This window comes from Polaromonas aquatica, assembly GCF_050626995.1.
Lineage (GTDB): Bacteria > Pseudomonadota > Gammaproteobacteria > Burkholderiales > Burkholderiaceae_C > Polaromonas > Polaromonas aquatica_A.
On sequence record NZ_CP192467.1, the window covers coordinates 4,161,056 to 4,187,964 of the forward strand.

Here is a 26,909-nt window from a genome sequence, read left to right on the forward strand (position 1 = left end):
GTGTCAACCTATTTTTTGTAGGACTGCGCCGTGTTTGTTACGAAGCTTTTCAATGCCCTGGATTTGCCTCCGACCGCGGCAGCAGCAATGCAACAGGCGACTGTAGAAATACCCGTGCGGCCGAAAGACCGCGCCGGTCGGCGGCATGCACCTGGTCACTCAGCACATCGGGCCAGCGCGCAGCCTGCACGGCGCTGGGTAATTCAATATATGTGTTTGCCCAGCCTGCATCATTGGCGGCGTTGGTCAATCGCGCCGCATGGCGCAGCACGGCGGTGATGGTCATGCCTTCCGCCGCCCGCCGCGCAAAAGCCAGCACATGGCCGGCCGCCGGGCCCGTGACCTCAAGAGGCAGGTAATCGCCGCCGCAAAAGACGGCCGGGTAGCGCCGCCGCACGTCAAGCACGCGGCGTATCAGCGCCTGTTTGCCGTACAGCAAGGTGTCGGCTTGCCAGCCTGAGGTGGGTGGCCAGGGCAAGGCCAAACCCGCCTGGCGCACCGCCATGTCGACAGGGCGGCGGTTGTCGGGATCGACCAGGCTGAAGTCCGCGAGTTCGCAGCCCTGGTAGAGGTCGGGAACGCCGGGGCAGGTGAGGCGCAGCAGGGTTTGCGTCAGGCTGTTGTTACGCGCCGCCGGCGTGATCACCGCCAGGAGTTCCGACAGTTGCACCAGGAAATCCCGGCTGGCCTCGCCTTGCAGCAGCGCCATCAGGTAGCCGCGGCAGGCGTCTTCGTAGTCCGGCTGGGGCAGCATCCAGCTGCTGTGCAGCTTGGCTTCACGCAGGGCTTTTTGCTGCCAGGCTGCCACGCGTTCCGCGAAGGCGGCCACTGCCTCGCTGTCGCTGCTTTCCAGCCCGGGCGGCCAGGCAGCCACCAGCGTCTGGTACAGCATGATCCGGTCGGCCGGCGCGGGCGCCTCAAGCGCATCCAGGCCGGGCCGCGAAAGCCGCGCACACAACGGCGTATGGGCCGCGACCCAGCGGCGCAGGGTATCGGCCCAGAGCGCCGGCTGCTCGCTAAGCACCGCGAGCCTGGCCCGCGCGTCTTCACCGCGCTTGTGGTCGTGCGTCGCAGTGGCGAGCATGGCGCGGGGCGTGTCACGCACGCGCCGCAGCATGGCCTCATGGAAAGCCGCCGCGCCGGGCGCCGGCTCCTGCGGGTAGGAGCCGACCTCGTTGCGCGACAGCAGCGGGCCGTAGCGGTAAAAAGCCGTGTCTTCCACGGATTTGGCGGCCAGCGGCGGCGTGAGCTGGCGAAAGTGCCGCAGCGCCAGCTCCTGTGTTTCGCCTGGAGCCGCATTCTCGTCCCCGGCATCACCGGGCAAGAGCTGCAGCCGGCACGCCACTTCATCGAGCAGCGCATGGTCGGGCGCGGCCAGGGCTGCGCGCGCGGCCTGCAGTGCACTAGCGGCCACGCCGGCGTCTTCCGGCCCATAGCTTCTGTAGCGCCTGAAGGCCACCAGCACGGCCCGCAGCACGCGGCGCAGGGCGTTGGGTGAAAGGTCGCGCCCGCCCAGCGGCGCCTCCATCACGCAGGCGTGCAGCGCGCGTACCAGGCCTTCGAACTCGCCGCCGAAGTTGGCCTCCAGCAGTTGCAGCCGTGCCGCACCCACATGGTCGTCGAGCATGCGCGTATCGCCGGTCAGCTCGGCCCACAGCGCGCGCAGCGCCAGTTCGCCTTCGCCGTCGTGCAGCAGTGCGCCGACCTGGTCCATGAAGTCGTAGCCGGTGCTTCCGTCGGTTTCCCAAGCGGCGGGCAGAGCCTCGCCGGGCAGCAGGATTTTTTCGACGACGATCCAGGCCGGGCCGGCGTCCAGCGGCGCGGGCCGGCCGGCTTGCAGCGTGGCTAGGCGTTGGCGCAGCTTGCGCGCATAGGCGCCGGGTTCGGCCAGGCCGTCGATGTGGTCTATGCGCACGCCATCGATGAGTCCGCGTTCATACAGATTGAACAGCAGCACGTGCGTGGCCTCGAACACCTCGTCGAGCTCGACACGCACACCGGCCAGTTCGGCCACTTCAAAAAAACGCCGCCAGTTGATCTCTTCGGCCGCGTTGCGCCACCAGCTGAGCCGGTAGTGCTGGCGCGCAAGCAGCGCCTGCAACCGCTGCCGGCCTTCCAGGTCCCGGGCGTTGCCGTCGGCCAGCAGGCGCTCCATCGCGCCGCGGCCCTGCCGGCCGTCGGCAAGGCGCGCGAGCTCGTCATACACAGGCGGCGCCGTTTCGGGCGTGGCCGCCGTCAGGGCTTGCGCCACACCAGCAAACACCGGCGCCCGCGCCAGCAGGGTCGCCTGGCTGGCCGCGTTGAGCGGAAGCCGCAGGCTGTCCCGGTAGCTGAGCACCAGGCCCAGGTCGCCGCCGTCAAAACGCAGCGTGAGGTGGCCGGCCGCCAGGGCCTCGTCGCAGGGCTCGCCCAGCACCGGCCACAGCAGCTTGCCGCGCAGCCGCGGGTCGTCCACTTCCCAGTCGATGTCGAACCAGTGGGCCCAGGGACTGCGCCGGCCCCAGGCCAGGACGCTGTCCCAGTAGCGGTTGGCACCGGCCGCGATGCCCAGGTGATTGGGCACCAGGTCAACCACCAGGCCCATGCCGGCGCCGCGCAGGGCCTGGACGAGGCGCTGCAAGCCTTCTTCGCCGCCCAGTTCGGGGTTGATGCGCGTCGGGTCAATGACGTCGTAGCCGTGCAGCGACCCGGGCCGGGCCGCCCAGATCGGCGAAAGGTAGTAGTGGCTGATGCCGAGTTGCGAATAGTAGTCGACACAGGCCGCCGCCGCGTCGAAATCGAAACCGCGGTGCAACTGCAGCCGCACCGTCGCGCGTGGAAAGCTCATTCGGCGGCCTCCTGGTAGCCCGGCATGCCGGCCGGGGCCCGGCGCCGCGCGGCGGCCAGCAACGCCAGCCGCCGCCTGGCATCAGGCGTTTCCAGCAGCGCGGCCGCAGCGCGCGGCAGGCGCTGACGCCAGTTCGGATGGCCTTCGACCGTGCCCGGCAGGTTAGGTTGCTCGACGATGCCCAGCACGTCTTCCAGCGGCGCCAGCACCAGCGGCGCCGGCGTGCTGCCCACATAGGCGAGCACCGCGCCCAGCGGTGGCTCGTCGGGCGGATGATCGTCCGCGATGGTGTCTTCTTGCAGTACTTCCTGCAATGCTTCTTGCAGCGCGGCCTTGTCGGCCTCGCGCTCGCTGCGCGCGCTCTGCGCCACGCCGGGCTGGTTCCCGAGCAGGCCCAGTGCTTCGCGCCTGTCGATGTCGCGCCCGGCCCACCAGCCGGCGACCGTGCTCAGGTCGTGCGTCGAGGTGGTGGCCATCGCCGAAGCCGGCCAGTCTTGCGGCGGCAGGAAGGAGCGGCCCTCGCGCTGGAACCACAGTGCGCGTATGCCCAGCACGCCGGCCTCGGCCAGCTGCCCTGAAAACCCCGGTGGCACGGTGCCCAGGTCTTCCCCAATCACCACGGCGCGATGGCGCAGGCTTTCAAGCGCGGCCAGCCGCAGCAGGTCTTGCTGGGGAAAGCGCAGGTAGGCGCCGGCGGAGGAGGGCGCGCCTTGGGGCACCAACCACAGGCGGCGCAGCCCGAGCACGTGGTCGATGCGGATGCCACCGCTGTGCGCCATGTTGGCGCGCAGCATGGCCAGCCAGGGCGCAAAGCCCTGCTCGCGCAGCGCCCGCGGCGACAGCGCGCCCAAGCCCCAGTCCTGGCCCTGCGGCGCCAGCCGGTCGGGCGGCGCGCCCACGTTCAGTCCCGGCAGCATGGCCGGCTGCAGGCCCCAGGCCTGGCTTCCGCCGGGGTCGGCCCCGACGGCGAGGTCGGCCACCACGCCCAGCGCCATGCCGGCGTTGCGGGCCTCGCGCTGCACGCGTTCACGCGCCAAGCTCGCCTGCCACTGAAGGAAGCGGTGAAAGTCCACATCCTCGGCTTGATCGCGTACGAAGTCGCGCACGGCTTGCCCGCGCGGGTCGCGCACGGCCTGGGGCCATCGCCGCCAGTCGCTGCCGGCGCCGCCCTCCGGCCACTGACGGCGCAGCCACGCGTCGAGCGCCTCGAAGCAGGCGTGGTCCAGCAAGTCCTGGCCGCCGTGATCGCAAAACTGCCTGAAGCCTTCTTGGTCAGGCGCGGCCGTGCGGTGCCAGCGTTCGAACAACAGCCGCAACAGGCGCAGCCGCCAGGTAGCGGCCTGCGGCCAGTCCACCAGGTCACCCGCCTCGAGTTGTTCGAAGGCAGCGGCGCAGCCGGGCAGTTCAGCAATGGCTTGCCGCAGGGATGCTTCGCCGAGCACACATGCCGGGTCTATATGCAGCACATTGAAGAACATACGGCTGGAAGGCGCATAAGGACTGAAGCGTTCCGGTGCCGCGGAAAACATCGCATGCAGCGGGCTCAGCGCTAGCGCCGACGCGCCTTGCCGCGCGGCGGCCTGTACCAGCGATTCGATCGCGCTGAAATCTGCCAGGCCGCCGTCGTGGGCGCGGCGCAGGCTATAGACCTGCGCCGCCAATCCCCAGGGCAGGCCGGCCGCAGGCGTACTGCCCATCATGGCGTCGGCCACGCTGAAGCAGCGCTGTGGCGCGACCGCGAGGACACAGCGTCGGCCCCCGGCTTCCAGCGTGTGGTAGCCGGGTGTTTGCTGTACCGGGACTTCGGTTTTGCCGTCCTTCCCGGTCTTCAGCCGGCCTTCCATGACGGCAGCGCCGCCTTCCAGCTGCAAGCGGTAACGCGCACCGGGCGGCAGCTTGCCGGGAAGCGTGACAGCCCGGCCCACAGCGGCAGTGAGCATCGGCGGCCATTGCGCGCCGCTGTCCTGCGCACGCAGCAGGGCCAGGCTTTCCGCGCACTGCCTGTCGTCACCGGCCGGCAACTGCAGCGCCGCGAGCATCGCGCGCAGGGAGTCGTCCGCCACCTGTTGCTCTTGATCGAATGCGTCAGTCCACTGCACGGCGATACCGGCTTGCGCAGCCAGCGTGCGAAGCGCGGCGCCGCTCATGCCGGCTCCAGCAGGGCTAAGAAAGCATGGCCGGGCACAGTGCCGCTGGCCAGCGCCTCGCGCACACCGCCGCTGTCGAACAGCGTGTCGGCCTTTGGATGCAGCAGCAGGGCAGGCGCTTCGACCGGCTCAGGCGACAAGTTCAGCAGGAAGACCAGCACGCGCAGACCGAGTTGCCAGCGCGCCGTCACCGCCGCCGGCCCCAGCGCATGCGCGCCCAGCGCGTGGCAGTACGGCAGCTGCGGCACGATGTAGCGCTGCCGCAGCGCCAGCAGTTCGCGCACCGCGGCCGTCGAGGGATGGCCTTGTTCCCCGACGTGCGGCGGGATAGAGCGCGCGAAAGTGGTTTCGTCGTTTGGGTCGGGAATGGGGAGGCCGCTTTCGGCGCCGGCCTCGGCAAAGGCCGCGAACTCAGCACGCCGGCCTTGGCGCACTGCCTCGGCCAGCTCGGGCGTGCGGTGGCTGGTGAAGTACAGAAAGGGTTCAATGCAGCCGCACTCCTCGCCCATGAAAAGCAGCGGGATCTGCGGCGCCAGCAGTTGCAGGGCCTGCGCGGCCGCGAGCGCGGCCGGCGCGGCCAGTGTCGTGAGCCGGTCGCCGTGCGCGCGGTTGCCAGTCTGGTCGTGGTTTTGCAGGAACAGCACAAAGGCCGTGGGCGCCAAGCCTGCGCTCGGTTCGCCGCGCGCCGCGCCGCCGCGGTGCAAGGACGTTTCGCCCTGGTAGGCAAAACCTTCGGCCAGGCAGCGCGCGAGCTGCGCGGCGGGCGCCTCGGCATAGTCGCGGTAGTAGCCGTTTTTTTCGCCGGTCAGCAGCACGTGCAGCGCATGGTGGGCGTCGTCGTTCCACTGGGCATCAAAGCCGCGGCGCAGCAGCCCGGCGGCGTTGCCGTCGTGCTCGAGCACCAGGTGCACCCGGCGACCGGCGGGCGTGTGGGTGCGCACGGCCGAGGCCATCTCGGTGAGCCAGCCCTGCTCGGCAATGGCATGCGCCGCATCTATGCGCAGGCCGTCGAAGCGGTATTCCTCCAGCCAGTAGCGCGCATTGCTGGTGAAAAAGCTGCGCACCTGCGGCTGGGCGAAGTCGATGGCGCCGCCCCAGGCGGTGGCCTCGCCGTGCTTGAAAAAACCGGGCGCGTAGTCGTGCAGGTAGTTGCCGTCGGGCCCAAAGTGGTTGTAGACCACGTCGAGCAGCACCATCAGGCCGAGGCCGTGGGCCGTATCGATAAGGCGCTTGAGATCGGATGGCGTGCCGTAGGCGCTGTCGGGCGCGAAAGGCAGCACGCCGTCGTAGCCCCAGTTGTGCGGGCCCGGGAAGTCGGCCACCGGCATCAACTCGACCGCGGTGATGCCCAGCGCGGCCAGTGCCGGCAGTTTCGCGGCCACCGCGTCGAAGCCGCCCAGCGCGCCCACATGCAGTTCATAGACGACGGCCTCGTGCCAGGGCCGGCCTTGCCAGTTCGGGTGTTGCCAGCGGTACTCGCCGGGGTCGATGACCAGGCTGTCGCTGTCGACGTCGCCTTGCTGGGCGCGCGAGGCCGGGTCGGCCACCGACAGCGTCCTGCCGTCCGCCAGCTTCAGCTCAAAGCGGTAGGGCGTGGCCGGCGAACATTCCGCTTCGATGTGCCAGCGCCCATCGCCGGTGTCCGCCATGGCAACACGCCGCCGGCCGTCGAGCAAGACCTGCACGCCTGCTGCCGCCGGCGCCCACAGGTGGAAGGCCGCGCGGTCATTGCCCAGCCATTGGGCGCCCCAGGGCATGCTGAAGATTGCCTCAGTCATGGGCAGCCCCCAGCCCCCGGTTGGCGAAGAGCACCAGGCTTTTTCCTTCGACCACCAGCTCATCGCTCTCGACCGGCCGGCAGCCCTGGCCCGGCCTGGCGCTGTCGAGCAGGCAATGCCAGTCGGCGGACGGCGCGGGCACTTTGCAGGGGATGGGGTTCTGGTCGCCGTTGATGAAGAGCAGGGTGATTTCCGCCTGTGCTTCGGCGCCTTCTTCTTTTTCTTCCCCCTCACGGCGGAAGGCGCGCCGCATGACCAGCGCGCGGCCCTCGGGGTTCTGCCAGTCGTCGGGCTGCAGCCGCTGGCCGCGTTCATCGAACCAGTCGACCTCGTGCACGCCCTCCAGCACCTCGGTGTCGCCGTTGAGGAAACGGCCGGCCTGCAGCGTCACAAAATCGCGGCGCACCCGCGCGAGATGGCGTGTGAAGTCGCACAGCTCCCGGCCCTCCGGTGTTTCCAGCAGCTTCCAGTCGAGCCAGGAAATTTCGTTGTCCTGGCAGTAGGCGTTGTTGTTGCCGAGCTGGGTGCGGCCGAATTCGTCGCCGCCCAGCAGCATGGGCGTGCCCTGCGCCAGGAACAGCGTGGCCAGCATGGCGCGGCTGACCTTGCCGCGCAGGGCCTTGATCTCGGGGTCGTCGGTCGGTCCCTCCACGCCCCAGTTGGCGCTGTAGTTTTCGGCATGGCCGTCGTTGCCGTTTTCCTTGTTGGCCTCGTTGTGCTTTTCGGCATAGCTGACGATGTCCTGCAGGGTAAAACCGTCGTGCGCGGCGACGAAGTTGATCGACGCCCAGGGCTTGCGCCAGCGGTGGTTGAAGAGTTCCGCCGACCCCGACAGGCGGGCCGCCAGCGCGCTGCGCTGCGCCACGTCGCCGCGCCAGAAGCGGCGCACGTCGTCGCGGAACTGGTCGTTCCACTCGGCGAAAGGCGGCGGGTGCTTGCCGAGCTGGTAGCCGCCGGGCCCCAGGTCCCAGGGCTCGGAGATCAGCTTGAGCTGCGACAGCAGCGGGTCCTGCAGGATGGCGTCGAAAAATCCCGAGCCCGGATCGAAACCCGTGCCTTCGCGGCCCAGCGTCACGCCGAGGTCGAAACGAAAGCCGTCCACGCGGTAGGAAGTGGCCCAGTAGCGCAGCGAGTCCAGCACCATCTGCAGCACGCGCGGATGCGAGACGTTGAGGGTATTGCCGCAGCCGGTGTCGTTGATGTAGTAGCGCTCCTGGCCGGGCAGCAGCCGGAAGTAGCTGGCGTTGTCCAGCCCGCGCAGCGAGATGGTCGGCCCGAGTTCGTTGCCGCCGGCGGTGTGGTTGAACACCACGTCGAGGATCACCTCGATGCCGGCCGCGTGCAGCCGGCGCACGGCATTGCGCACCTCGTCGCCGCCGTCGCCGGGATGGCCCGGCTGGGCCGACAGGTAGGAAGGCTCGGGCGCGAAGAAGGACAGCGTGCTGTAGCCCCAGTAGTTGCGCAGGCCGCGCTCGAGCAGGAAGCGGTCCTGCACGAAGGCGTGGATGGGCAGCAGCTCGAGTGTCGTGACGCCGAGCTTCTTCAGATGGTCGATAAACTGCGGGTCGCTGAGCGCGCTGAAGGTGCCGCGCTGGTGCGGGCGTATGTCCTGGCGGCGTATGCTGGCGCCGCGCACATGGGTCTCGTAAATCACCGTGCGCGACCAGGGCACCCTGGGCTGCACGTCGCCGGCCCAGTTGAAGCGGTCCTCGATCACGATGGCGCGCGGCATGGCCGGCGCGCTGTCGCGGCGGTCAAAGCTCAGGTCGGAACGCGGCGCGTTGAGCCGGTAGCCGAACAGCGCATCGCTCCAGCGCAGGGGCCCCGACAGGGCGCGCGCATACGGGTCCAGCAGCAGCTTGTGATGGTTGAAGCGGTGGCCGCGCTCGGGTTCGTAGGGGCCATGCGCCCGGTAGCCGTAATGCAGCCCTGGTCCTGCGTCGGGCAGGTAGCCGTGCCAGACTTCGTTGGTGCACTCAGGCAGCGGCAGGCGCGCGATTTCCTTGCGACCGCCGTCATCAAACAGGCACAGCTCGATGCACGTGGCATTGGCGGAGAACACCGCGAAATTGACGCCTACGCCGTCGGGGGTGGCGCCCAGCGGGTAGGGCGCGCCGGACAGCAACCGTTCGGGGCGAGCAAACAACATGGGGCGTGTCCTCGCGGTTCAAACCGGCCCGGCCGGCGCATCCGCCGTTTCGGCGATATCGGGCGTGTCCGGCATCAGCATCAGCGTGGCCAGCGGCGGCAGCGTCAGCAGCAGCGAGCGCTCATGACCGTGGCTGGGCTCGGCCTGGGCGGTCACACGGCCGCCGTTGCCCAAGCCCGAGCCGCCATAGACGCCGGCATCAGTATTGATCAGTTCACGCCAGGCCCCAACCGGGCCGGGCACGCCGATGCGGTAGTGGTAGCGCGGCGTCGGCGTCATATTGCAGACCACCAACACCGGGGCGGCGTCTTCGGCACCTTCGGCGTCTGCGCGACGCAGCAGGGCGAACACGCTGTTGCCCTCGTCGTTGCCTATGACCCAGCTGAAGCCCTCCGGCGCCGCGTCGAGCCGGTGAAGCGCGGGCCGGCCGGTATAGGCGCGGTTGAGGTCGCGCACCAGGCGCTGCACACCGCGGTGCTGCGGATGGTCGAGCAGGTCCCAGGCGGGTGAGGCGTCGTGGTTCCATTCGGCCGGCTGGGCAAACTCGCATCCCATGAAGAGCAGCTTTTTGCCGGGATGGGCCCACATCCAGCCGAGGTAGGCGCGCAGGTTGGCCAGCTTCTGCCAGGCGTCGCCGGGCATCTTGCCCAGCAGCGAACCCTTGCCGTGCACCACCTCGTCGTGCGAGACCGGCAGCATGAAACGTTCGGAGAAGGCATAGACCAGGCCGAAGGTCATGTCGTGGTGGTGAAAGCGCCGGTGCACCGGGTCGCGCGCCATGTAGCGCAGGCTGTCGTGCATCCACCCCATGTTCCACTTGAAGCTGAAGCCCAGCCCGCCGTGTTCCACCGGCGCGCTGACGCCCGGCCAGGCGGTGGACTCCTCGGCGATCATCATCGCGCCGGGGCAGCGCTCGGCGACCGTGCTGTTGAGCTCGCGCAGGAAAGTCGTGGCCTCGAGGTTTTCGCGGCCGCCGTGGATGTTGGGCACCCACTCGCCGGCGTTGCGGCTGTAGTCGCGGTACAGCATGGAGGCCACCGCGTCGACACGCAGGCCGTCGACGTGGTAGCGCTCCAGCCACTCCAGCGCGCTGGCGATCAGGAAACCGCGCACCTCGTGGCGGCCGACGTTGTAGATCAGCGTGTTCCAGTCTTTGTGGAAGCCTTCGCGCGGGTCGGCGTGTTCGTAAAGCGGCGTGCCGTCAAAGCGCGCCAGCCCGTGTTCGTCGGAGGGGAAATGCGCCGGCACCCAGTCGAGGATGACGCCCAGGCCGGCCTCGTGGCAGCGGTCGACGAAGGCGGCGAAACCCTCGGGCGTGCCGAAGCGCGCGCTGGGCGCGAACTGCGACAGCGGCTGGTAACCCCAGGAGCCGCCGAAGGGATGTTCCATGATGGGCAGTAGCTCCAGGTGGGTAAAACCCATGCGCGCCGCATACGGCAGCAGGCGGTCGGCCAGCTCGCGCCAGTCCAGGCTGCGCCCGCCTTCCTCCAGGATGCGCAGCCAGGAACCGGCGTGCACCTCATACACGCAGATGGGCGCGGCGGCGGTGTGGCGTGCCGCGCGCGATTGCATCCAGTCCGCGTCATGCCAGGTGAAGGGCTGCGAGGGCGTAATGCGCGAGGCGGTGCCGGGTGGCTTCTCGGTCGCGCGTGCCACCGGGTCGGCCTTGTCGGGCAGGCGCCCGCCGTCGGGCCCCCAGATGGCGAACTTGTAGAGCTCGCCGACGCGCGCCTCGGGCACAAAAACCTCCCACACGCCGCTGCCGCCGCGTGAACGCATCGGGTGCTTCTGCGCATCCCAGTGGTTGAAGTCGCCGATCACCGCGACCTGGCGCGCATTCGGCGCCCAGACCGCAAAGCGTGTGCCGCCCTGGCCGTCGGCGCGCAACGGTTGCGCGCCCAGGCAGCGGCCGAGCTCGCGGTGCCGGCCTTCGGCGATCAGGTGCAGGTCGAGCTCGCCGAGTTCGGGCGTCAGGGCTTCCCGGGTTTGCAAGGCCGGCATGTCGTTTTTCATGCAACCTCCGGGGGCGCATCCGCCAGCAGCGCGCCGGCCAGCCGCGCCAGGCCTTGCAGTGGCACTTCAAGCCAGGCCGGCCGGTTGGCGGCTTCGTAGCAAAGTTCGTAGGCCGCTTTTTCGACCATAAAGAGCTTGAGCAGGGACTCGCCGCCCATTTCGCTGTCGGCCGGCGCGTGCTCGCGGTAGGCGCGCAGGAAGGCTTGCGCCGAAATGCTGTGGTATTCATCGAGCAGCCGGGCGTCCGGCGCCGCTGCGCCTTCCTTGCCGCGCGCCGAGAAGGCGGCCGCGTAGTCGAAGGAGCGGAGCAGGCCGGCCACGTCACGCCACGGGCTGGCCTTGGCGCGACGCTGCGCCAGCGACTTGCTGGGCTCGCCCTCGAAGTCCACGATCCAGGCATCACCCGATGAGACCAGCACCTGGCCCAGGTGGAAGTCGCCGTGAATCCGGATGGCCAGCGCGCCCGCCGCGCCCGCGGCCAGGCGCGACACGGCTTGGCGCAGGGCCTTGCGCTCTGCGAGCAAGGCTTTCGCCTGCGCGTCCGCTTCGGCGCTGAGCTCGTGCGCCGCCTGCAGCACCTTGAAGGCCGCGTCGAGCTGGGCCACGGCATCCTTGCCCCAGCGTGCCAGTACGGCGGCATCGGCGGTCTCAGGCGCGAAGGCCGGCTCGCTGCCGGGGCGGGCCAGCACGCTGTGCATTTCGCCGAGGCGCCGGCCCAGCGTGTTGACGAAGGCTTCAAACTCGTTCATGGGGGTGACGGTGCCGGTGGCGTCCAGCACCGGCAGGCCGCCGGGCTGGGCGGCGCGCTCCAGGATGTTCAGGGTCCACTGCCAGCCGTCGCCCTGGTTATGCAGGAAGCGTTGCAGCAGCATCAAGGTGTAGTGCTGCCCGTCGTCGCCCAGGCGCGAGACTTCGCCCAGCATCGCCGGCGTGTTGGCAAACCCGTTGAGCGTGAGGAAGCGGCCCATCTCGGCTTCGGGATGCAGGCCTTCGGCGACCTTGCGGATGACCTTGAGCACGACGGTGTCGCCAATGACCACCGAGCTGTTCGACTGGTCGGCCGAGATGCGGCGTATTTCCGGAGCCGCCGGCAGAGCGGCCTCGGCCAGGGCCGGCGTGGGGTCGAAGCGCACTTCGCCGTCGAGCGCGGGGACGCGGGCCTGGGCACGCATCAGTTCCACCATCTGCATCGCGAAGCGGTCCAGCGCAAAGGCGTCGGTGATGAAACCCACCTCCTTGCCGCGCCGCACACGCGCCAGGGCAAGTTGCTGCTGCAGGCCGGCCACCGGGTCGTCCTCGCCGACGAAGCCGACCGGGATCAGGTAGCGGCTCCGCTCGCCGGCCACCGTGGCGCTGACCTCGGCCAGCACCAGCACATGGCCGGGCTGCACGTCGGCCGGCGCGGGCATGCGGCTGGCGGTCTCTATGCGCACGCTGGGCGGGCCGTATTGCTTGGCCGCATACCAGCGGCGCTTGATAAGGTACTGCGGCAGCGCCTCGTTTTCCAGAATGCTGCGCGAACGGCTGACCAGCAGTTCCTCGATACCGCCGCGCAGCACCAGCGTGGCGAACTCGGGCAACGGCTCCGGCGCGGGCGTGTGCCAGGAGGGCAGGTCGCTGTTGGTGGCCAGCACGAACCAGTTGAAGCCGTAGGGCGGCAGCGTCAGCAGGTAAGTGAGCTGGCCTATGGGCGGGAAGGCCACGCCGCCCAGCATTTCCACAGGTACGCGGCCTTCGAACTCGGACAGGTCGAGCTCGACCGCCTGCGAGGTCGAGGACACGTTGGTCACGCACAGGATGGTCTGCGGGCCGGTGTCGGGGTGGTGGTATTCACGCAGGTAGGCGAACACCTTGCGGTTGTTGGGGTAGAGCAGGCGCAGGCTGCCGCGCCCGAAGGCCGGGTGCTTGCCGCGTACCTGCAGCAGGCGCCGCATCCAGTTGAGCAGCGAATGCGCGTCAATGTCCTGGGCCTCGACGTTGATGGCCTGGAAGCCGTAGACCGGGTCCATGATGGGCGGCAGCACCAGCCTGGCCGGGTCCGCGCGTGAAAAGCCTGCGTTGCGATCTGAGGTCCATTGCATGGGCGTGCGCACGCCGTCGCGGTCGCCCAGGTGGATGTTGTCGCCCATACCGATCTCGTCGCCGTAGTAGATAACCGGCGTGCCGGGCATGGACAGCAGGAAGCTGTTGAGCAGCTCGATGCGGCGCCGGTCGCGCTTGAGCAGCGGCGCCAGTCGCCGCCGTATGCCCAGGTTGATGCGGGCCCGACGGTCCTCGGCGTAGAAGTTCCAGAGGTAATCGCGCTCGCGGTTGGTCACCATCTCCAGCGTCAGCTCGTCATGGTTGCGCAGGAAGATGCTCCACTGGCAATTGGGCGGGATCTCCGGCGTCTGGCGCAGGATGTCGGTCAGCGGGAAGCGGTCTTCCTGCGCCAGCGCCATGTACATGCGCGGCATCAGCGGGAAATGAAAGGCCATGTGGCATTCGTTGCCGTCGCCGAAATAGGGCTGCACGTCCTCTGGCCACATGTTCGCCTCGGCCAGCAGCATGCGGCCGGGGAAACTGCGGTCGAGCTCGGCGCGTATGCGCTTGAGGATGGTGTGGGTCTCCGCCAGGTTCTCGTTGCTGGTGCCTTCGCGCTCGATGAGGTAGGGCACGGCGTCCAGCCGCAGGCCGTCGATGCCGAGCTCGAGCCAGAACTTCATGACCTTGAGCACTTCCTTGAGCACCAGCGGGTTGTCGAAATTGAGGTCGGGCTGGTGCGAATAGAAGCGGTGCCAGAAGAAGGCGTTGGCCACCGGGTCCCAGGTCCAGTTCGACTTTTCAGTGTCCAGGAAGATGATGCGCGTGCCGCTGTAGGCCTGGTCGTTGTCCGACCAGACGTAGAAGTTGCGCGCCGCAGAGCCCGGCTTGGCCAGGCGCGCGCGCTGGAACCAGGGGTGCTGGTCGGAGGTATGGTTGATCACCAGCTCGGTGATCACGCGCAGTCCGCGCCGGTGCGCCTCCTGCACGAAGCGCCGCACGTCGGCCATCGTGCCGTAGTCGGGGTGCACGCCGCGGTATTCGGCGATGTCGTAGCCGTCGTCGCGGCGCGGCGAAGGGTAGAAGGGCAGCAGCCAGACGCAGGTCACGCCGAGGCCGGCGATGTAGTCGAGCTTGGCGATCAGGCCCGCGAAGTCGCCGACGCCGTCGTTGTTGGCGTCGAAGAAGGACTTGACGTGCACCTGGTAGATGACCGCGTCCTTGTACCAGAGCGGGTCTTCGGGTGCGGCCGCGGGCCTTCCCAGCATTTGCGCGATGACTTTGTCGTTGGCACCCATGTTTCGCTCCGGTCAGGGCGGGCTGAGCCGCCAGATGGAAAAAGCCAGCTCGCCCGGATCCAGCCGCAGCGTCTGGTGCCGGCCCTGCAGCATGAAGCGCTTGCCGTGCACCAGGTCTTCGGCCGCGACGGCCGCGCCTTCGGTCAGGCCCCAGTCTTCCAGCGGCAGTTCGAAGTCGCAGCTGTGCGCGGCGTGCGGGTCCAGGCAGATTGCGACGAAGACGATGTTGCGGCCGCCGCCGGGCAGATCGGGCGCGGTCTTGGTGAAACACAGCACGTCTTCACCAGACGATCGGCAGAACTTCAGGCCCAGGTGGCTTTGCAGCGCAGGGTTGGCCTGCCGCGCCGCGTTAAGCAGCGTGACCTCGCGTACGATGTTGCCGGGCTGGTTCCAGTCGCGCGCGCGCAGCTGGTATTTCTCAGAATCCAGGTACTCCTCCTTGCCGGGCACCGGCTCGGCTTCGCAGAGCTCAAAGCCGCTGTACAGGCCCCAGAGTCCCGACAGCGTGGCCGCCAGCGCGGCGCGGATGACAAAACCGGCGCGGCCCGAGTGCTGCAGGAAGTAGGGATTGATGTCGGGCGTGTTGACGAAAAAATGCGGCCGAAAAAAATCGCGCGGCTCGCCTTGCGTGAGTTCGGTCAGATAGTCGATGAACTCCTGTTTGGTATGGCGCCAGGTGAAGTAGCTGTAGGACTGCGAAAAACCCAGCTTGGCCAGCCGGTACATGGGCTTGGGCCGGGTAAAGGCTTCGGACAGGAAGATGACCTCGGGCGACCGCGAACGCACCTCGTCGATCAGCCACTCCCAGAAGGGCATGGGCTTGGTGTGCGGGTTGTCCACGCGGAACACCTTCACGCCTTCGGCCACCCAGAACAGCACGATGTCCCGCAGGGCCAGCCAGAGCTTGGACAGCGCGCCGGGCGCGTAAAAGTCGACGTTGACGATGTCCTGGTATTTTTTTGGCGGGTTTTCGGCGTAGCGGATGCTGCCGTCGGGCCGCCAGCTGAACCAGTCGGGGTGCGACTGCAGCCAGGGGTGGTCTGGCGAGCACTGGATCGCGAAGTCCAGCGCCAGCTCCAGGCCGTGCGCCTTTGCGGCGCGGTTCAGCGCGCGGAAATCCTCCAGCGTGCCGAGCTCAGGGTGGATGGCGTCGTGACCGCCTTCTGCCGAGCCTATCGCGTAGGGACTGCCGGGGTCGTCCGCCCCGGCCTGCAGCGAATTGTTCGGGCCCTTGCGGTGCTTGCGGCCTATCGGGTGGATGGGCGGGAAGTAGAGCGTGTCGAAACCCATGGCCGCGATGGCCGGCAGCCGCTCCACCACGTCCAGCAGCCTGCCGTGGCGGCCCTCCGGCCCCAGCGAACGCGGGAACAGCTCGTACCAGCTCGAGAAACCGGCCGCGCGGCGCTCGGCGTCGACCTTGAGCGCGGCGGTATGCACGCTGAAGGTGCGCGGGTCGGCCTGCTCCATCAACGCCTGCAGCTCTTCGGACAGCAGCAGCGTGACCTGTGCCGTCGGGCTGCGCGCGGTGCCGAGTTGATCGATCACACGTTTCAGGCCGCGTTTGAGTTCGCGCCGGTCTTCCTGCTCCGCGCGCACGAAGGCCGCCTCCAGCAGCAAACGGCCCTCGCGCAGCTCGAGCGCCAGGTCCTGCCCGGCGGCATTTTTTTTGCTGATCTCATCCCGGTAAGCGCCGAACACGTCGGGCCAGGCTTCAATGTGGAATTCGTAGCGACCCAGGCGGTTCAGCGGCAGTTCGACGCGCCAGCGGTCATTGGCCAGCAGGCGCAGCGGTACTTCCTGCCAGTCTTCCTCATTGGCCATGCGCCAATGCAGGCGGGCGGCCAGCAGGTCGTGGCCTTCGCCGAAGATGTCAGCCTCCACGGCCAGCCTGTCGCCGACGCAGCGTTTGGCCACAAAGCGGCCATTGTCGACCGAAGGGCTGATGCGCTCGATGGCGATGCGTGGCGCCTGTAGCGCCGTGCGCAGGGCACGCCGGGCATCCCGGGGCCCCAAGCCCGTGCTTTTTCCGGCCACCGCGGCAAACACCCGGGCTTCGGCCCGCGCCAGTTCCAGCGGGCCTTGGGGCGCCTCGGCGGCAGGCCACAGCGAGCGCGCGGCGGCTAGGCCGTCAAAGCGCGCCAGCGCCGCGGCCAGGTCCAGCGACACCGGCGTATCGCCCGCGTTGGTCACGAGCACCCAACGCCCGGCTTCGTCCTGTGGCACTGCGGCGGCTTCCAGGATCGCGACAGGCGCATCGGGCGCTGACAGCATGCGCCATTGCTTTCCCATGGTCGGCGCGGCGGGCCGCGAGACGCAGAGCGCGAGGGCCGGCTTGAGCGCGAGGGGTGGGACGCTCATGGCAGGGCCGCCGTTCGCGAGGGCCATGCCTTCGCGCGACACCAGCAGGCCGTCGCCGGTGAGGGCAGCCAGCCACAGTTCGCTTTCGAAGCGTGCAGGCCCGCCATACGGACGTGGCGCCGGCCAGCCAGAGGACTTTTGGCCGGCGAGGGCCACTGTCGCGATCAGGGCGCCGAAGGGGCGCAGCCTGGCGGCTTCTTCGGCCAGCCACGCCGCGCGAAAGTCCCACCAGGCGCCAGAGGTGAAAGCGCCGTCGAAGCCGCAACCGACCAGGGACGCCAGGCGCCCCGCGGCAACGCCGGGTGTCCAGGCCAGGAATTTGCAGTCGGGTGACACCAACTTGACCGCCGCGATCACGGCCTTGAACACGGCGGGCGGCTCGTCGCCGCCCAGGTCCAGGCAGACACCGGCCCAGCCATCGGCGCGCACGGTCTCGATCAGGCGAGCCGACCAGTGCTCCTGCAGGCACCGCTGCGCGCGCGCGTCGTTGAGGTCGATAGACGGCTGCGGCCGGACGGCTTGGGCAAAGCGCGGGTCGGGAAGTTCGTCGCTTGCGGCAGCCGGAGGGGCTTCGCGCGCCAGAGAAAGCGATGAAAACCGCAGCAGCGGCGCCATGCCTGCAGATTTCGCGGCCGTCAGGACACCATCGGCCGCCGTGTTGGCATCACACAGCAAGTGGTCGAAGCCCGCGGCGGCGGCGTCGCGTATCTCGCTTTCCAGTTCCGCCGGCAGTCCGGCCGTGTCGGGTCCCGCGATGGGTTCGTAAGCGTCGAACTGGTAGATGCGGGGCCGGAAAAAGGGCATGGTGGCGTTGAAGTGGCGGAAGCTGTTGCTGTTGCCGGCGGGCACCGGGTGTTGATTCCATCCATTAACTTAATCCACCCGCCGTGTGGGCGCGATGTTTGTCTGGCGCGTCATGCTGTGGGAGAAGGCTTACGCCCATGGCGGATGCGATACCGGCCGGAGTGGGCGAGAGCGGTTACCCCGATCAGGCGATCAGCCGAAGCCGATCACGGGGTCAGCACCACCTTGCGGCAATCCTCTTCCTTCTTGTCAAAAATCTCGTAGCCGCGCTCCGCATCGGCGAGGGGCATGCGATGGGAAATGATGACCTCAGGCCGCATGCGGCCGCTCCCGATATGCTCGAGCAACTCGGGCATGAAACGTTGGGCATGGGTCTGACCCATCTTGAAGGTCAGACCCTTCTCGAAGGCATCGCCGAACAGGAAGCCGTGGATAAAGCCCGCATACACGCCGGGCACGCTGACCACGCCGCCGCGGCGTGTGGCGGCAATGCACTGGCGCAGCGCCTTGCCGCTGGAGCCCTCGAGCTTGAGCGTGGCGAGCGTGGTTTCCAGCGCGCTGCCCTTGGCCTCGAAGCCCACCGCGTCGATGGCCGCATCGACCCCGTGGCCTTTGGTGGCACTCAGGATGGTGTCGGCGGGATCCTCGTTCTCGTCAAAATTGATGGGGACGACGCCGTAGGTCTCTTCCGCGAAGCGCAGGCGATAGTTGTTGTGGTCGATCATAAAAATCGTCTCGGCCCCGAGAAATCGCGCCGACAGGGCGGACATCAGGCCGACCGGGCCGGCGCCGAAGATCGCGACGCTGGAGCCCGGCCCCAGCTGGGCATTGAGAGCAGCCTGGTAGCCGGTAGGCAAGATGTCCGAGAGAAACAGCACCTGCTCATCGGTGAGCACGTCGGGAACCTTGAGCGGGCCGACATTGGCCTTGGGTACACGCGCATATTCGGCCTGCCCGCCCGCGTAGCCGCCGTAGAGGTGGCTATAACCGAAGAGTCCCGCACCCGGGGTGGCCGACTTTTTGTTCATGATGGCGCCCCGGCCCGGATTGGTGTTTTCGCAGGCGGCGAACAGCGTCTTGCTACAGTAAAAGCATTGGCCGCAGGCGATCACAAAGGGCACCACCACGCGGTCGCCGCGCCGCAAGCCGGTGACGCCGGGCCCGGCGTCTTCCACCATACCCATGAATTCATGGCCGAGGATGTCGCCGTCCTTCATCTCCGGGATCTTTCCACGGTAGATGTGCAGGTCGGAGCCGCAGATGGCCGTCGCCGTGACTCTGAGCACGATGTCGTCGTCGGCCAGCAGCACGGGATCGGGAACCGTCTCCACACGCACGTCGCGGGAGCCTTGATAGGTCAATGCTTTCATGATGGTCCTTCCTGATCAGCGAAGATAAAAAGTCCGGCCGGAGCCGGAGTAAAAAGTCCCCCGCGCGGCATATCGGGACGCCGCGCCCCCCTGGGAGACCAGGTCAAAAGGGAATGTGGCCTTGTTCATCCTGTTCAGGCATGGCTCCGGACTCGCCTTCAATCAGCTGTTCTACCGTTCGGGCCTGTTGCCCCGCTTTATCGGCAGCCCTTCCTGCGGTACGCGCGAGCGTGGAGTCGCCTTTGGACAGGTTGACTGCCGCCAGCTTGCGCATCACCTCTTCGAGGTCCTGCAGGGCGCGAACGGCGCCCCACAGCGCGGCCTCCGCAGTGGCGACCTGTTCATGCGCCAGACTCCTGAGCGTGTAGGCGTGGCCGGTGTGGCAGCGAAATCGGACCGGCGCCTTGTCGTGCAGCTCCCAGAGCACGCCTTTGCATTCGGGGCAGACGATGGTCGAAGCCTCGGCGATGTCCTGGAGTTTTTCCGTCATGTTGCCTTCTCCTGTGCTGGAAAGATGCTCCTTCACGAGCTCCTCCGGCCTGCGCGAAATGCCCTGTTCAACGGGCTCGCCGGCCATGTCGGCGAGCTTGCGCGCCAGTTGGTCCACACCCAGGCAATGGTCGACCGCGACGTTCTGCAGGGCGGACAAGGGCATGCTGTCGGCCTGGGCCTCCGCCGGGTCCTGCACCATGGCCACGCCGCCGCAGCGCTTGATGGCATGCAGACCCGCGGTCCCGTCGTCGAGGTAGCCGCTCAGCACGATGCCGACCACGCGCCGGCCGCGGCTGAGGGCCGCCGACCGGAACAGCGGGTCTATGGCCGGCCTGGTGTGGTTTTCCTTGGGGCCGCGGCTCAGGCGGATGGTGTTGTCCTCAAGCAGCATGTGGTAGTCGGGCGGCGCAACATAGATATGCCCCGGCCGGGCTGCCTCGCCGTCTTTCGCATGTCTGGCCGGCAGCGGGCCGCTGGACTCCAGGATCTTGGGCAGGTGGCTGCTGCGCGCGCCGATGTGCAACACCACCAGTATCGAGGCCGGAAGGTCGCCGGGCAGCAAGGCACACAGCTTTGAAAGCGCCGCCACGCCACCGCTGGAAGCTCCGATCACGATGGTGTCGCGCTGGGTCATGGGCAACACACGAGGCGCCTAGGCGGCGGCGCGCGCGAGCTCGGTGCCCGGTGTCCAGCTGTAGGTATCCGAGACGATGGTCGACGGTGAGCCGTCCTTGTTCACCGCTTCCCGGTACACGATGGAGGACCCGCCTTCTTCCGCCTCTTCCACGAACTGCGTGAGTTTTTTGCGCATCTGCGTTTCTTCCGCCACCACCTTGCGCACGAATTCGCGCTGGCTCTCGAAGCGGATGAAGGGCGGCAGCTTCCCGTCCCCGAGCAGTTCGGCCGGGTCGCGCCGCTCCAGGTCCTTGAACAGGTTCATGGCCATCTGCAGGTGGCCAAGTTCGTAGTCGAGAAAGCGCTCCCAGATGGCCTTGATGCGCGGGTTAGCCTCCTGCTCCAGGCAGGCCGCGTAGTTCCAAACTTCGCAGGCCTCGGCCAGCATCAGTTTTTCAAGCGGCGATTCGTTGGGGTTCAGCATGGAGCCGTAGTGCGTGATGTGCTGCGACTCGACCGAGGCGATTTCGGCATACAGCTGGCGGGCCAGCGGGTCTGCGAACAGCGGGCCGATGTTCATGTAGTAGTCGTGCGTCTGGTATTCGCCGCCGGTCAGCGTCAGCGCATGCAGCTTGGTGGCCAGGGCGGCGTCGGGCTGGTAGGGCTCCAGCAAGTCATGCTCGGGCGCGCGGTGGTGTACCAGGGTGGGGCGGGCGGGCACGATGTCGGTGTAGCCCTGGGTGATGTTGTTGGCATCCTTGCCTTCCAGACGGTCCAGCAACGCGCTGTAGCGGTATAGATGGTCGAAGTCTTCCAGCAGCGCATAGCGGTAGCCCTGGGCCATGTAGGTGTCAGGCTCCAGTTGCGCGACCGCGGCAGTGACCTCGATCGCGGTCTGCTCGTAGCCTATGGTGGTCTCGATCGGCGAATGGTCGGCGCCTATCAGCCAGTTGATGGCCGTGGCCTGGTGCTGTTCCGCGCGCATCAACTGGGCCAGCTGCACGCGGGCGTCGGCGTTGCAGCGCAGCGCCACCTGCTTGGTACGCAGGGAGTCGAGCTCCAGGCCGTTCATGAGGATGATGCGCACGCGCGTGAAGGCGTCGTCGTCAAGCTTGCTGATGGGCTTGCCCACCATGTCTTTCCACGAAAGGCGTTGCCGCGACAGCGGTGTGCCCTTGTCCTGCAACAGGTTGATGGCCATGTTTGTGCTCCTGAATGGGATGGGGTTTGGGGGACTGCGGCGCTCAAACGGCAGGCGTGCCGGCACGTTCGGACACCAGGGTGGCCAGCCAGGCCTTGACGACCAGCATGTGTTCCTGCTCCTGGCTCAGCGCACCCAGGAACTTGCCGGTCAGCTCGGGTTCACCGGCTTCCTCGGCCAGCTGGGCCAGCAGTTCCCAGCCCGCGTTGTCGGCGAGTTCCGCTGTGAGGATGGCGTTCAGCGATTGGGCCAGCGTGGTGCGCGGGTCGGTCACGACCTGCATCAGGCCCATGGACGCCGTGGCGATGACGTCAGCACACGGGGTTTGTGCGGTGGGGTCGCCGCCCAGCTGCTCCATGGCTTGCACCAGCATCTGAAAGTGCGCCAGTTCCTCTGCGCGTATGCGCTCGAGCGTCTGCAGCGCCGTCTCACCCGAGATCGCCGCAAGCTCCGCCTCGCCGCCCTGGCTGGCGAGCGCTTTTTCCGCGGGCATCAGGGCTTCGCCGTCGCGGTCGTCGAGGGCCTTGTACTTGGTGATCAGCGCTTCATACAGCCGCGTGCCGCCACGCTCAAAGGCGATGCGTTCGCCGATCTTGTCCATGAAGATGCTGGGGTTGGCCCCTTTAAGTTTGGAAATGCCGGACTTGACCACACCCTTGAGCGACGGCGGCGGTGGTATGGAGCCGATGGCATCAGCTTCGGAGATATAGCTGACATGGAAGGCTTCGCTGCCGCTCATGTCGATGTCCGTCGGGGGCGAAAGCGTGGCCACGGCTTCGGCCATGGCTTGCACGCCCGCCGGAAATGCCGTCGCGCCGGTTCGATTGACGCCGAGAGTTGTCGCTTCCATGGGGGCTCCTCAAAGTAAAAATGGTTGTTGAAGCCATCCATTTTTCAAAATTGCTTGCCTTCGCCCTGTAAGACGGAGCCGCGCGCCCATGGAGGCCAAGCAAAGGCCCGCGCCAACCGGCAGGGCCTTATCCTGCATCGCCGGCCACGCCGGCCTCGGGCTCTGGCTCGGCCTTGCTGATGGCTTTGCGCTCCACGCTCAGCCAGGCTCCGAGGGCCAGACCCAAGGCCATGGCGCCATACACCCCGGCCATGGCCGGGCGCGATATCTCATGCTCAAAGCCGGGGGTGAGCCGTTTGGGCGTCAGGCGGTAGTCGACAAAACACGCGACCGCGCTGGTCGCCAGGGCGCCCGCCATGATGCCCGCAGGGGTCCGCGCGGCATCGCTGTCTTTGGTTGCGGCGGCATACGTGGTCGCCCAGAACACCGATGCGGCGTGGTGCGTAAGGTAGCCGGCTACCGTGTGCGTCATATCAGCCTGCCGTCGGTGCAATGCGCGGTCGCCCCAGTACCAGTGGCTGACCGCATTGAGGGGCGCCACGCCGCTACGTACTTCCCGACGTCCTGCCCGCACCAATGCCAGCGCGGACACGATGCTGCCCAGGCTGCCGGCGACAAGCCCTTGCTTCATGACTGCATTCCAGGGTTTCACCATGTACCTCCGGGCCTTGGCCCGTTCCGTTCATAAAACTTCTACAGTGGCCCGCGCGCGTTTCAAATAACGTAGTCATTTGCCGCTAAAGCAAATACGACTTTCGCCGTCAGGGCACGCAAAAGCGCGGGACTAATTTGTCGAAATGAGAATACTGATCACAGGAGCTTCGGGCATGCTGGGGCGCGCTCTGGTCCACAGCCTGCGGGCCGCCGGCCACTCCGTGCTGGCGACGGGGCGTTCAGCGCCCGCCGCGGGGAAGGGGGAAGCGGATTTTCTCAGGGCCGATTTCGCCGAACTTCCCGATGCCAACTGGTGGGAGCCGAGGCTCGCAGGCATCAATGTGGTCATCAACACGGCCGGTATCTTCAGGGAAAGCGGCAGGCAGACGTTCGAGGCCGTGCACGCGCACGGCCCGGCCGCGCTGTTTGAGGCCAGCGCGCGCGCTGGTGTTCGTCTGGTGATCCAGGTCTCGGCCTTGGGCAGCGATGCTGCGGCGCAGACGGCCTTTCACCGTAGCAAACGTGAGGGTGACGAGGCGCTGCGCGCGCTGGCCATCCCATCGGCCATCGTGCAGCCCTCCCTGGTCTATTCACCCGAGGGTGCGAGCACGCAGCTGTTCCATCGATTGGCTGTATCCCCAGTGCTGGTGCTTCCCCGGGGCGGGGAGGTGCAGCCGGTGCACATCGACGACGTGGTGGCGGGAGTGGAAAGCCTGGTAGCGAAACCGCCGGCGGGGTGCGCCACCGTGGCGTTCGTCGGACCTGTGCCCTTGAGCCTGCGCGACTACCTGGCCGCGCTGCGCAAAGGTTTGGGCCTGGGTCCGGCCGACCCCTCGATGTGGTTCACACTGCCCGCAGGTGTGTTCCGTGTGCTGGGCCGGCTTGCCGGATGGCTGCGCAGCAGCCTCCTGAACCGCGACAGCGTGGACATGCTGCTGCGCGGCAACACCGCGGACCCGCAGCCTTTCGCACGCCTGCTGGGGCGCGGCGCCATGGCGCCGCAGGCCTTTATCGGGCGTGACCGCGCGCCGGCGCTCCGCGCGCAGGCCGTCCTCGGCCTGGCGGCGCCCCTCATGAACGCGGCCGTGGCGGCCGTGTGGACCTGGACCGGGCTGGTATCGCTGGGCCTGTACCCGGTGGCTCAGAGTCTGCAGCTTTTGTCCGACTTCGGCCTGCAAGGCGGCGTGGCAGTGCTGGCGCTTTACACCGCGGCGATGCTGGACCTCGCGCTGGGGGTGCTCACGCTGGCGGCGCGCGGGCGATGGCGGCGCCGGACGCTGCTTTTCCAGTTGCTGCTGATCGCGGCCTACACGGTGATGATCAGCGCCACCATGCCGCACTGGTGGCTGCATCCCTTCGGCCCCTTGTCCAAAAACCTCCCCATGCTGGTGGGCATCGCGCTGCTGCTCGCATGGGAACAACGCAGGCCCTGACCATGGAATACCTGATCGTCAAATGGCTCCACGTGCTGTCGTCCACCGTGCTGTTCGGCACTGGAATCGGCACGGCGTTTTACCTGCTGGTCGCCGTGCTGGGCGGGGACCTGCGACTGACCGTGGGTGTGTCACGCTGGGTGGTCCGGGCTGACTGGCTGTTCACCGCGACGACGGCGCTGCTGCAGCCGCTGACGGGTTTCTGGCTGGTCCACCTCGCCGGCATTCCGCTGTCGACACAGTGGGTTGCCTGGTCGATCGCGCTCTACGCGCTCGCCATCGCCTGCTGGCTGCCGGTGGTATGGCTGCAGGTCAGGATGCGCGACCTCGCGGCGCGGGCCTTGAGCCACCACACGGAACTTGAGGATGCTTTCTGGCGCTGCTTCACGGCCTGGTTTCTGCTGGGTATCCCGGCGCTGTGTGCTTTTCTGGCAATCTTCTGGTTGATGGTGGCCAAGCCTGCGTAGCTCTGTTTTCGTCACCTTGCCGGAGCTTGCATCCGGTGAAAAAAGCTGGTTACAAGCTCTGGTCTGAGCTTTATTTCACATTTCACACGGCGCACGCCGCACCTTAAACGATGCCCGCGACCAGGCCCAGCTTGAGCGCTTCCTGCGCCGGCACATACCAGTCGCGCGAAAACACTTTTTCCTGGAGTTTTTCCAGACTCAGGCCGGTGCCCTCTACCAACTGGGCAAAGCCTTCCCGTTCCAGCCGCTGGCCGGATTCGATCTGCGCAATCGCGTCATGCAGCAAGGTCAGGGCACTGCGCAGCGAGCCATTGAGACTGATGTCCTTGCCGAGCTTTCGCTCGTGGATCAGCAGTTCGCAGTCGCGCGTCACAAAGCGCCGCGCGGCGGGGATCGCGGCCATGACGGTGACACCGGCGGAAAAGACAAAGGTTTTTCCCCAGAAGTAAACTTCGCGCCTGTCGTGTTCCTGCCAGAGGCGCAGTTCTCCGGCGATACGCCGGCCGATGTCGGCATCCCCGCCTGAGGTGCTGAGCTCAAACACCACAGGCTTTTCTTTAGGGACCTCGGCCTGCTGGCGGAAGAATTCGGACAGCATGTTTTCATCGAGGGGGCCGAACAGGCGGATGTCCGGCGCCAGGGAGGGCAGGGACGGCGTGGATGTGTTTTCGGTCATGGGCAGGTGATGGTTGTTGTTCCCGGCCGGCACGGCGGCCGCATGGTTCAATGACAGTGGAAGTAAATCCTACGGATGGCGCAGCACCCGCGAATGTAGGACGAACCCCTTCTTTACCTGCGGTTTTCCATGGGGTTCGGCGTCCCGCCGATCACGCTGGCGCAGGGCGGGGAAGGGCTCTTGCCGCAGCCCTTATTGGTAGGCCCCCGCCTACGGGGGCCGAAGGGCGCTCCTGACAGGAGCGCTGGCCGCCCTCCGGCGGATGCCCGCTGCACGGTGCCGCCAAATGGGCGCTGGCCAATCACTCCAAAACTCCAAACACTTCAATTGCGATGCGCCACATCAAACACGCGTCCTTTAAAGGCCGGCTTGTCATGCTGGGCTTCGGCAGCATCGGCAAGGCGGCGCTTCCGCTGATCCTTCGCCATATCGACATGCCGGCCGGGCGAGTCAAGATCATCTCGCGCAGCGCTGACAAAAGCGGTATCGCGCAGGAGTTCGGCGTCGACTTCGTGGTGCAGCCGCTGGATGAGGAGAACTTCGAGGCTGTGCTCGATGCCCATGTATCGGAAGGCGATTTCCTGTTGAACCTGTCGGTCGATGTGTCCAGTCTGGCCCTGATGATGTTTTGCTGGCGCTGCGGCGTGATGTACCTCGACACCTGCATCGAGCCTTGGCCCGGGCGTTATACCGACCCCGGCACGCCGCTGTCGCGGCGCACCAATTACGCGCTGCGCGAGGACGTGCTGGCTTTTCGCATGGACAAGCGGACCGGCTCCACGGCCGTCGTCACACAAGGCGCCAATCCAGGCCTGGCATCGGCTTTTGTCAAGCAAGCCTTGCAAGATATGGCCATCGATTCCGGGGTGGAGTTCTCCTCGCCGACCTGCCATGAAGACTGGGCCAACCTGGCCCGGAAACTGGACATCAAGGCCATTCACATCGCAGAACGCGACACACAGGTTGCGCGGCGCCGCAAGCGACGTGACGAGTTCGTCAACACCTGGTCCGTCGATGGTTTTGTTTCAGAAGGTCTTCAGCCTGCAGAGCTAGGCTGGGGTACCCACGAAAACCACTGGCCTGCGGGCGCCGCGCGCCATGGCTATGGTTGTGATGCCGCGATATACCTCGACCGCCCCGGTGCGGCCACCCGTGTGCGGAGCTGGACACCGCTGGAAGGTCGCTACCACGGCTTCCTGATTACGCACGGCGAATCCATTTCAATCGCCGATCATTTGACGGTGCGCGAAGGCGGACAGGCCATTTATCGACCGACAGTCCACTACGCTTACCACCCCTGCGATGACGCGGTGCTGTCGCTGCACGAACTCGCAGGAAAGAACTGGGAAAAACAAAATAAGGCGCGCATCCTTCGTGACGACATCACCACCGGAATGGACGAGCTTGGCGTCTTGCTGATGGGCCATGAAAAGGGGGCCTACTGGTACGGCTCCCGGTTGACGACAAAACAGGCTCGCGAACTCGCGCCGCACAACACCGCAACCAGCCTGCAAGTCGTGGCCGGCATATTGGGCGGCATGGTCTGGGCACTGAAGAATCCCCGTGCAGGCGTTGTGGAACCCGACGACCTGGATCACAAGGCGGTCATGGAAGTGGCTCGGCCTTACCTTGGCGAATTGACCGGAGTGCGCACTGCGTGGACGCCATTGCGGGACCGCAGTGCCTTATTCAAGGAAGATATTGATCCAGATGATCCGTGGCAGTTCGTCAATTTCCGGGTTGTCTGACGGTTTG

16 protein-coding genes are annotated in these 26,909 nt (G+C 67.1%); 3 read left to right on the forward strand and 13 right to left on the reverse strand.

Features of this window, described 5'->3' with window-relative positions; genetic code table 11:
• Positions 1-49: 49 nt before the first annotated feature.
• The 12 genes from treY to ACQ4MS_RS19965 form a co-directional block, all read right to left on the reverse strand.
• Complete coding sequence (gene treY / locus ACQ4MS_RS19910; RefSeq protein ID WP_431096409.1) at positions 50-2,827, reverse strand: malto-oligosyltrehalose synthase; 2,778 nt, start codon at positions 2,825-2,827, stop codon at positions 50-52.
• A complete protein-coding gene (gene malQ / locus ACQ4MS_RS19915; RefSeq protein ID WP_431096410.1) occupies positions 2,824-4,974 on the reverse strand; it encodes a 4-alpha-glucanotransferase in 2,151 nt (716 codons plus the stop codon). The genes treY and malQ overlap by 4 nt, the downstream gene beginning before the upstream one ends.
• Entirely contained in the window at positions 4,971-6,752 is a 1,782-nt protein-coding gene (treZ, locus tag ACQ4MS_RS19920) for a malto-oligosyltrehalose trehalohydrolase (protein WP_431096411.1), read from the reverse strand. Before treZ ends, malQ begins: the two co-directional genes overlap by 4 nt.
• Complete coding sequence (gene glgX / locus ACQ4MS_RS19925) at positions 6,745-8,901, reverse strand: glycogen debranching protein GlgX (protein WP_431096412.1); 2,157 nt, start codon at positions 8,899-8,901, stop codon at positions 6,745-6,747. The genes treZ and glgX overlap by 8 nt, the downstream gene beginning before the upstream one ends.
• Before the next feature lie 18 nt (positions 8,902-8,919).
• On the reverse strand, positions 8,920-10,914 hold the full coding sequence (gene glgB, locus ACQ4MS_RS19930; protein ID WP_431096414.1) for a 1,4-alpha-glucan branching protein GlgB: 1,995 nt from the start codon (positions 10,912-10,914) through the stop codon (positions 8,920-8,922).
• On the reverse strand, positions 10,911-14,234 hold the full coding sequence (treS, locus tag ACQ4MS_RS19935) for a maltose alpha-D-glucosyltransferase (protein WP_431096415.1): 3,324 nt from the start codon (positions 14,232-14,234) through the stop codon (positions 10,911-10,913). The genes glgB and treS overlap by 4 nt, the downstream gene beginning before the upstream one ends.
• A gap of 12 nt (positions 14,235-14,246) precedes the next feature.
• Positions 14,247-17,396, reverse strand: a complete 3,150-nt coding sequence (locus ACQ4MS_RS19940; RefSeq protein WP_431099632.1) for an alpha-1,4-glucan--maltose-1-phosphate maltosyltransferase — start codon at positions 17,394-17,396, stop codon at positions 14,247-14,249.
• A 206-nt stretch (positions 17,397-17,602) separates the two neighbouring features.
• Positions 17,603-18,766 (reverse strand): zinc-dependent alcohol dehydrogenase, encoded by a 1,164-nt coding sequence (locus ACQ4MS_RS19945; protein WP_431096416.1) that lies wholly within the window; start codon positions 18,764-18,766, stop codon positions 17,603-17,605.
• Positions 18,767-18,869: 103 nt separating this feature from the next.
• Entirely contained in the window at positions 18,870-19,892 is a 1,023-nt protein-coding gene (locus tag ACQ4MS_RS19950; RefSeq protein ID WP_431096417.1) for a chemotaxis protein CheB, read from the reverse strand.
• A gap of 18 nt (positions 19,893-19,910) precedes the next feature.
• On the reverse strand, positions 19,911-21,074 hold the full coding sequence (locus tag ACQ4MS_RS19955; RefSeq protein WP_431096418.1) for a hypothetical protein: 1,164 nt from the start codon (positions 21,072-21,074) through the stop codon (positions 19,911-19,913).
• 43 nt (positions 21,075-21,117) lie between these two features.
• Positions 21,118-21,924: a ferritin-like domain-containing protein gene (locus ACQ4MS_RS19960; protein ID WP_431096420.1), complete on the reverse strand. Its 807-nt coding sequence runs from the start codon at positions 21,922-21,924 to the stop codon at positions 21,118-21,120.
• 127 nt (positions 21,925-22,051) lie between these two features.
• Positions 22,052-22,555, reverse strand: coding sequence for a hypothetical protein (locus tag ACQ4MS_RS19965; RefSeq protein ID WP_431096421.1), 504 nt, complete (start codon positions 22,553-22,555; stop codon positions 22,052-22,054).
• A 166-nt stretch (positions 22,556-22,721) separates the two neighbouring features.
• Between ACQ4MS_RS19965 and ACQ4MS_RS19970 the strand changes: the two genes are divergently transcribed.
• The gene (locus ACQ4MS_RS19970) at positions 22,722-24,011 is read left to right on the forward strand and encodes an NAD(P)H-binding protein (RefSeq protein ID WP_431096423.1); all 1,290 of its coding nucleotides are present in this window, start codon (positions 22,722-22,724) and stop codon (positions 24,009-24,011) included.
• Positions 24,012-24,013: 2 nt separating this feature from the next.
• The gene (locus tag ACQ4MS_RS19975; protein ID WP_431096425.1) at positions 24,014-24,478 is read left to right on the forward strand and encodes a DUF2269 family protein; all 465 of its coding nucleotides are present in this window, start codon (positions 24,014-24,016) and stop codon (positions 24,476-24,478) included.
• Between the two features lie 103 nt (positions 24,479-24,581).
• Here the strand turns inward: ACQ4MS_RS19975 and ACQ4MS_RS19980 are convergent, their stop codons facing one another.
• On the reverse strand, positions 24,582-25,154 hold the full coding sequence (locus ACQ4MS_RS19980; protein WP_431096426.1) for an ATP-dependent Clp protease proteolytic subunit: 573 nt from the start codon (positions 25,152-25,154) through the stop codon (positions 24,582-24,584).
• Between the two features lie 332 nt (positions 25,155-25,486).
• On the opposite strand from ACQ4MS_RS19980, the gene ACQ4MS_RS19985 reads away from it, so the two are divergent.
• Positions 25,487-26,902 carry a homospermidine synthase gene (locus tag ACQ4MS_RS19985; protein WP_431096428.1) on the forward strand — a complete coding sequence of 472 codons (1,416 nt, stop codon included), beginning with the start codon at positions 25,487-25,489 and terminating at the stop codon, positions 26,900-26,902.
• The last annotated feature ends 7 nt before the right edge of the window (positions 26,903-26,909 follow it).

What these genes read in the sequence shown, in the direction of transcription:
- treY (WP_431096409.1), bottom strand. Translation starts at nt 2,827, where the DNA reads ATGAGCTTTCCACGCGCGACGGTGCGGCTGCAGTTGCACCGCGGTTTC.
- malQ (WP_431096410.1), bottom strand. Translation starts at nt 4,974, where the DNA reads ATGAGCGGCGCCGCGCTTCGCACGCTGGCTGCGCAAGCCGGTATCGCC.
- treZ (WP_431096411.1), bottom strand. Translation starts at nt 6,752, where the DNA reads ATGACTGAGGCAATCTTCAGCATGCCCTGGGGCGCCCAATGGCTGGGC.
- glgX (WP_431096412.1), bottom strand. Translation starts at nt 8,901, where the DNA reads ATGTTGTTTGCTCGCCCCGAACGGTTGCTGTCCGGCGCGCCCTACCCG.
- glgB (WP_431096414.1), bottom strand. Translation starts at nt 10,914, where the DNA reads ATGAAAAACGACATGCCGGCCTTGCAAACCCGGGAAGCCCTGACGCCC.
- treS (WP_431096415.1), bottom strand. Translation starts at nt 14,234, where the DNA reads ATGGGTGCCAACGACAAAGTCATCGCGCAAATGCTGGGAAGGCCCGCG.
- ACQ4MS_RS19940 (WP_431099632.1), bottom strand. Translation starts at nt 17,396, where the DNA reads ATGCCCTTTTTCCGGCCCCGCATCTACCAGTTCGACGCTTACGAACCC.
- ACQ4MS_RS19945 (WP_431096416.1), bottom strand. Translation starts at nt 18,766, where the DNA reads ATGAAAGCATTGACCTATCAAGGCTCCCGCGACGTGCGTGTGGAGACG.
- ACQ4MS_RS19950 (WP_431096417.1), bottom strand. Translation starts at nt 19,892, where the DNA reads ATGACCCAGCGCGACACCATCGTGATCGGAGCTTCCAGCGGTGGCGTG.
- ACQ4MS_RS19955 (WP_431096418.1), bottom strand. Translation starts at nt 21,074, where the DNA reads ATGGCCATCAACCTGTTGCAGGACAAGGGCACACCGCTGTCGCGGCAA.
- ACQ4MS_RS19960 (WP_431096420.1), bottom strand. Translation starts at nt 21,924, where the DNA reads ATGGAAGCGACAACTCTCGGCGTCAATCGAACCGGCGCGACGGCATTT.
- ACQ4MS_RS19965 (WP_431096421.1), bottom strand. Translation starts at nt 22,555, where the DNA reads ATGAAGCAAGGGCTTGTCGCCGGCAGCCTGGGCAGCATCGTGTCCGCG.
- ACQ4MS_RS19970 (WP_431096423.1), top strand. Translation starts at nt 22,722, where the DNA reads ATGAGAATACTGATCACAGGAGCTTCGGGCATGCTGGGGCGCGCTCTG.
- ACQ4MS_RS19975 (WP_431096425.1), top strand. Translation starts at nt 24,014, where the DNA reads ATGGAATACCTGATCGTCAAATGGCTCCACGTGCTGTCGTCCACCGTG.
- ACQ4MS_RS19980 (WP_431096426.1), bottom strand. Translation starts at nt 25,154, where the DNA reads ATGACCGAAAACACATCCACGCCGTCCCTGCCCTCCCTGGCGCCGGAC.
- ACQ4MS_RS19985 (WP_431096428.1), top strand. Translation starts at nt 25,487, where the DNA reads ATGCGCCACATCAAACACGCGTCCTTTAAAGGCCGGCTTGTCATGCTG.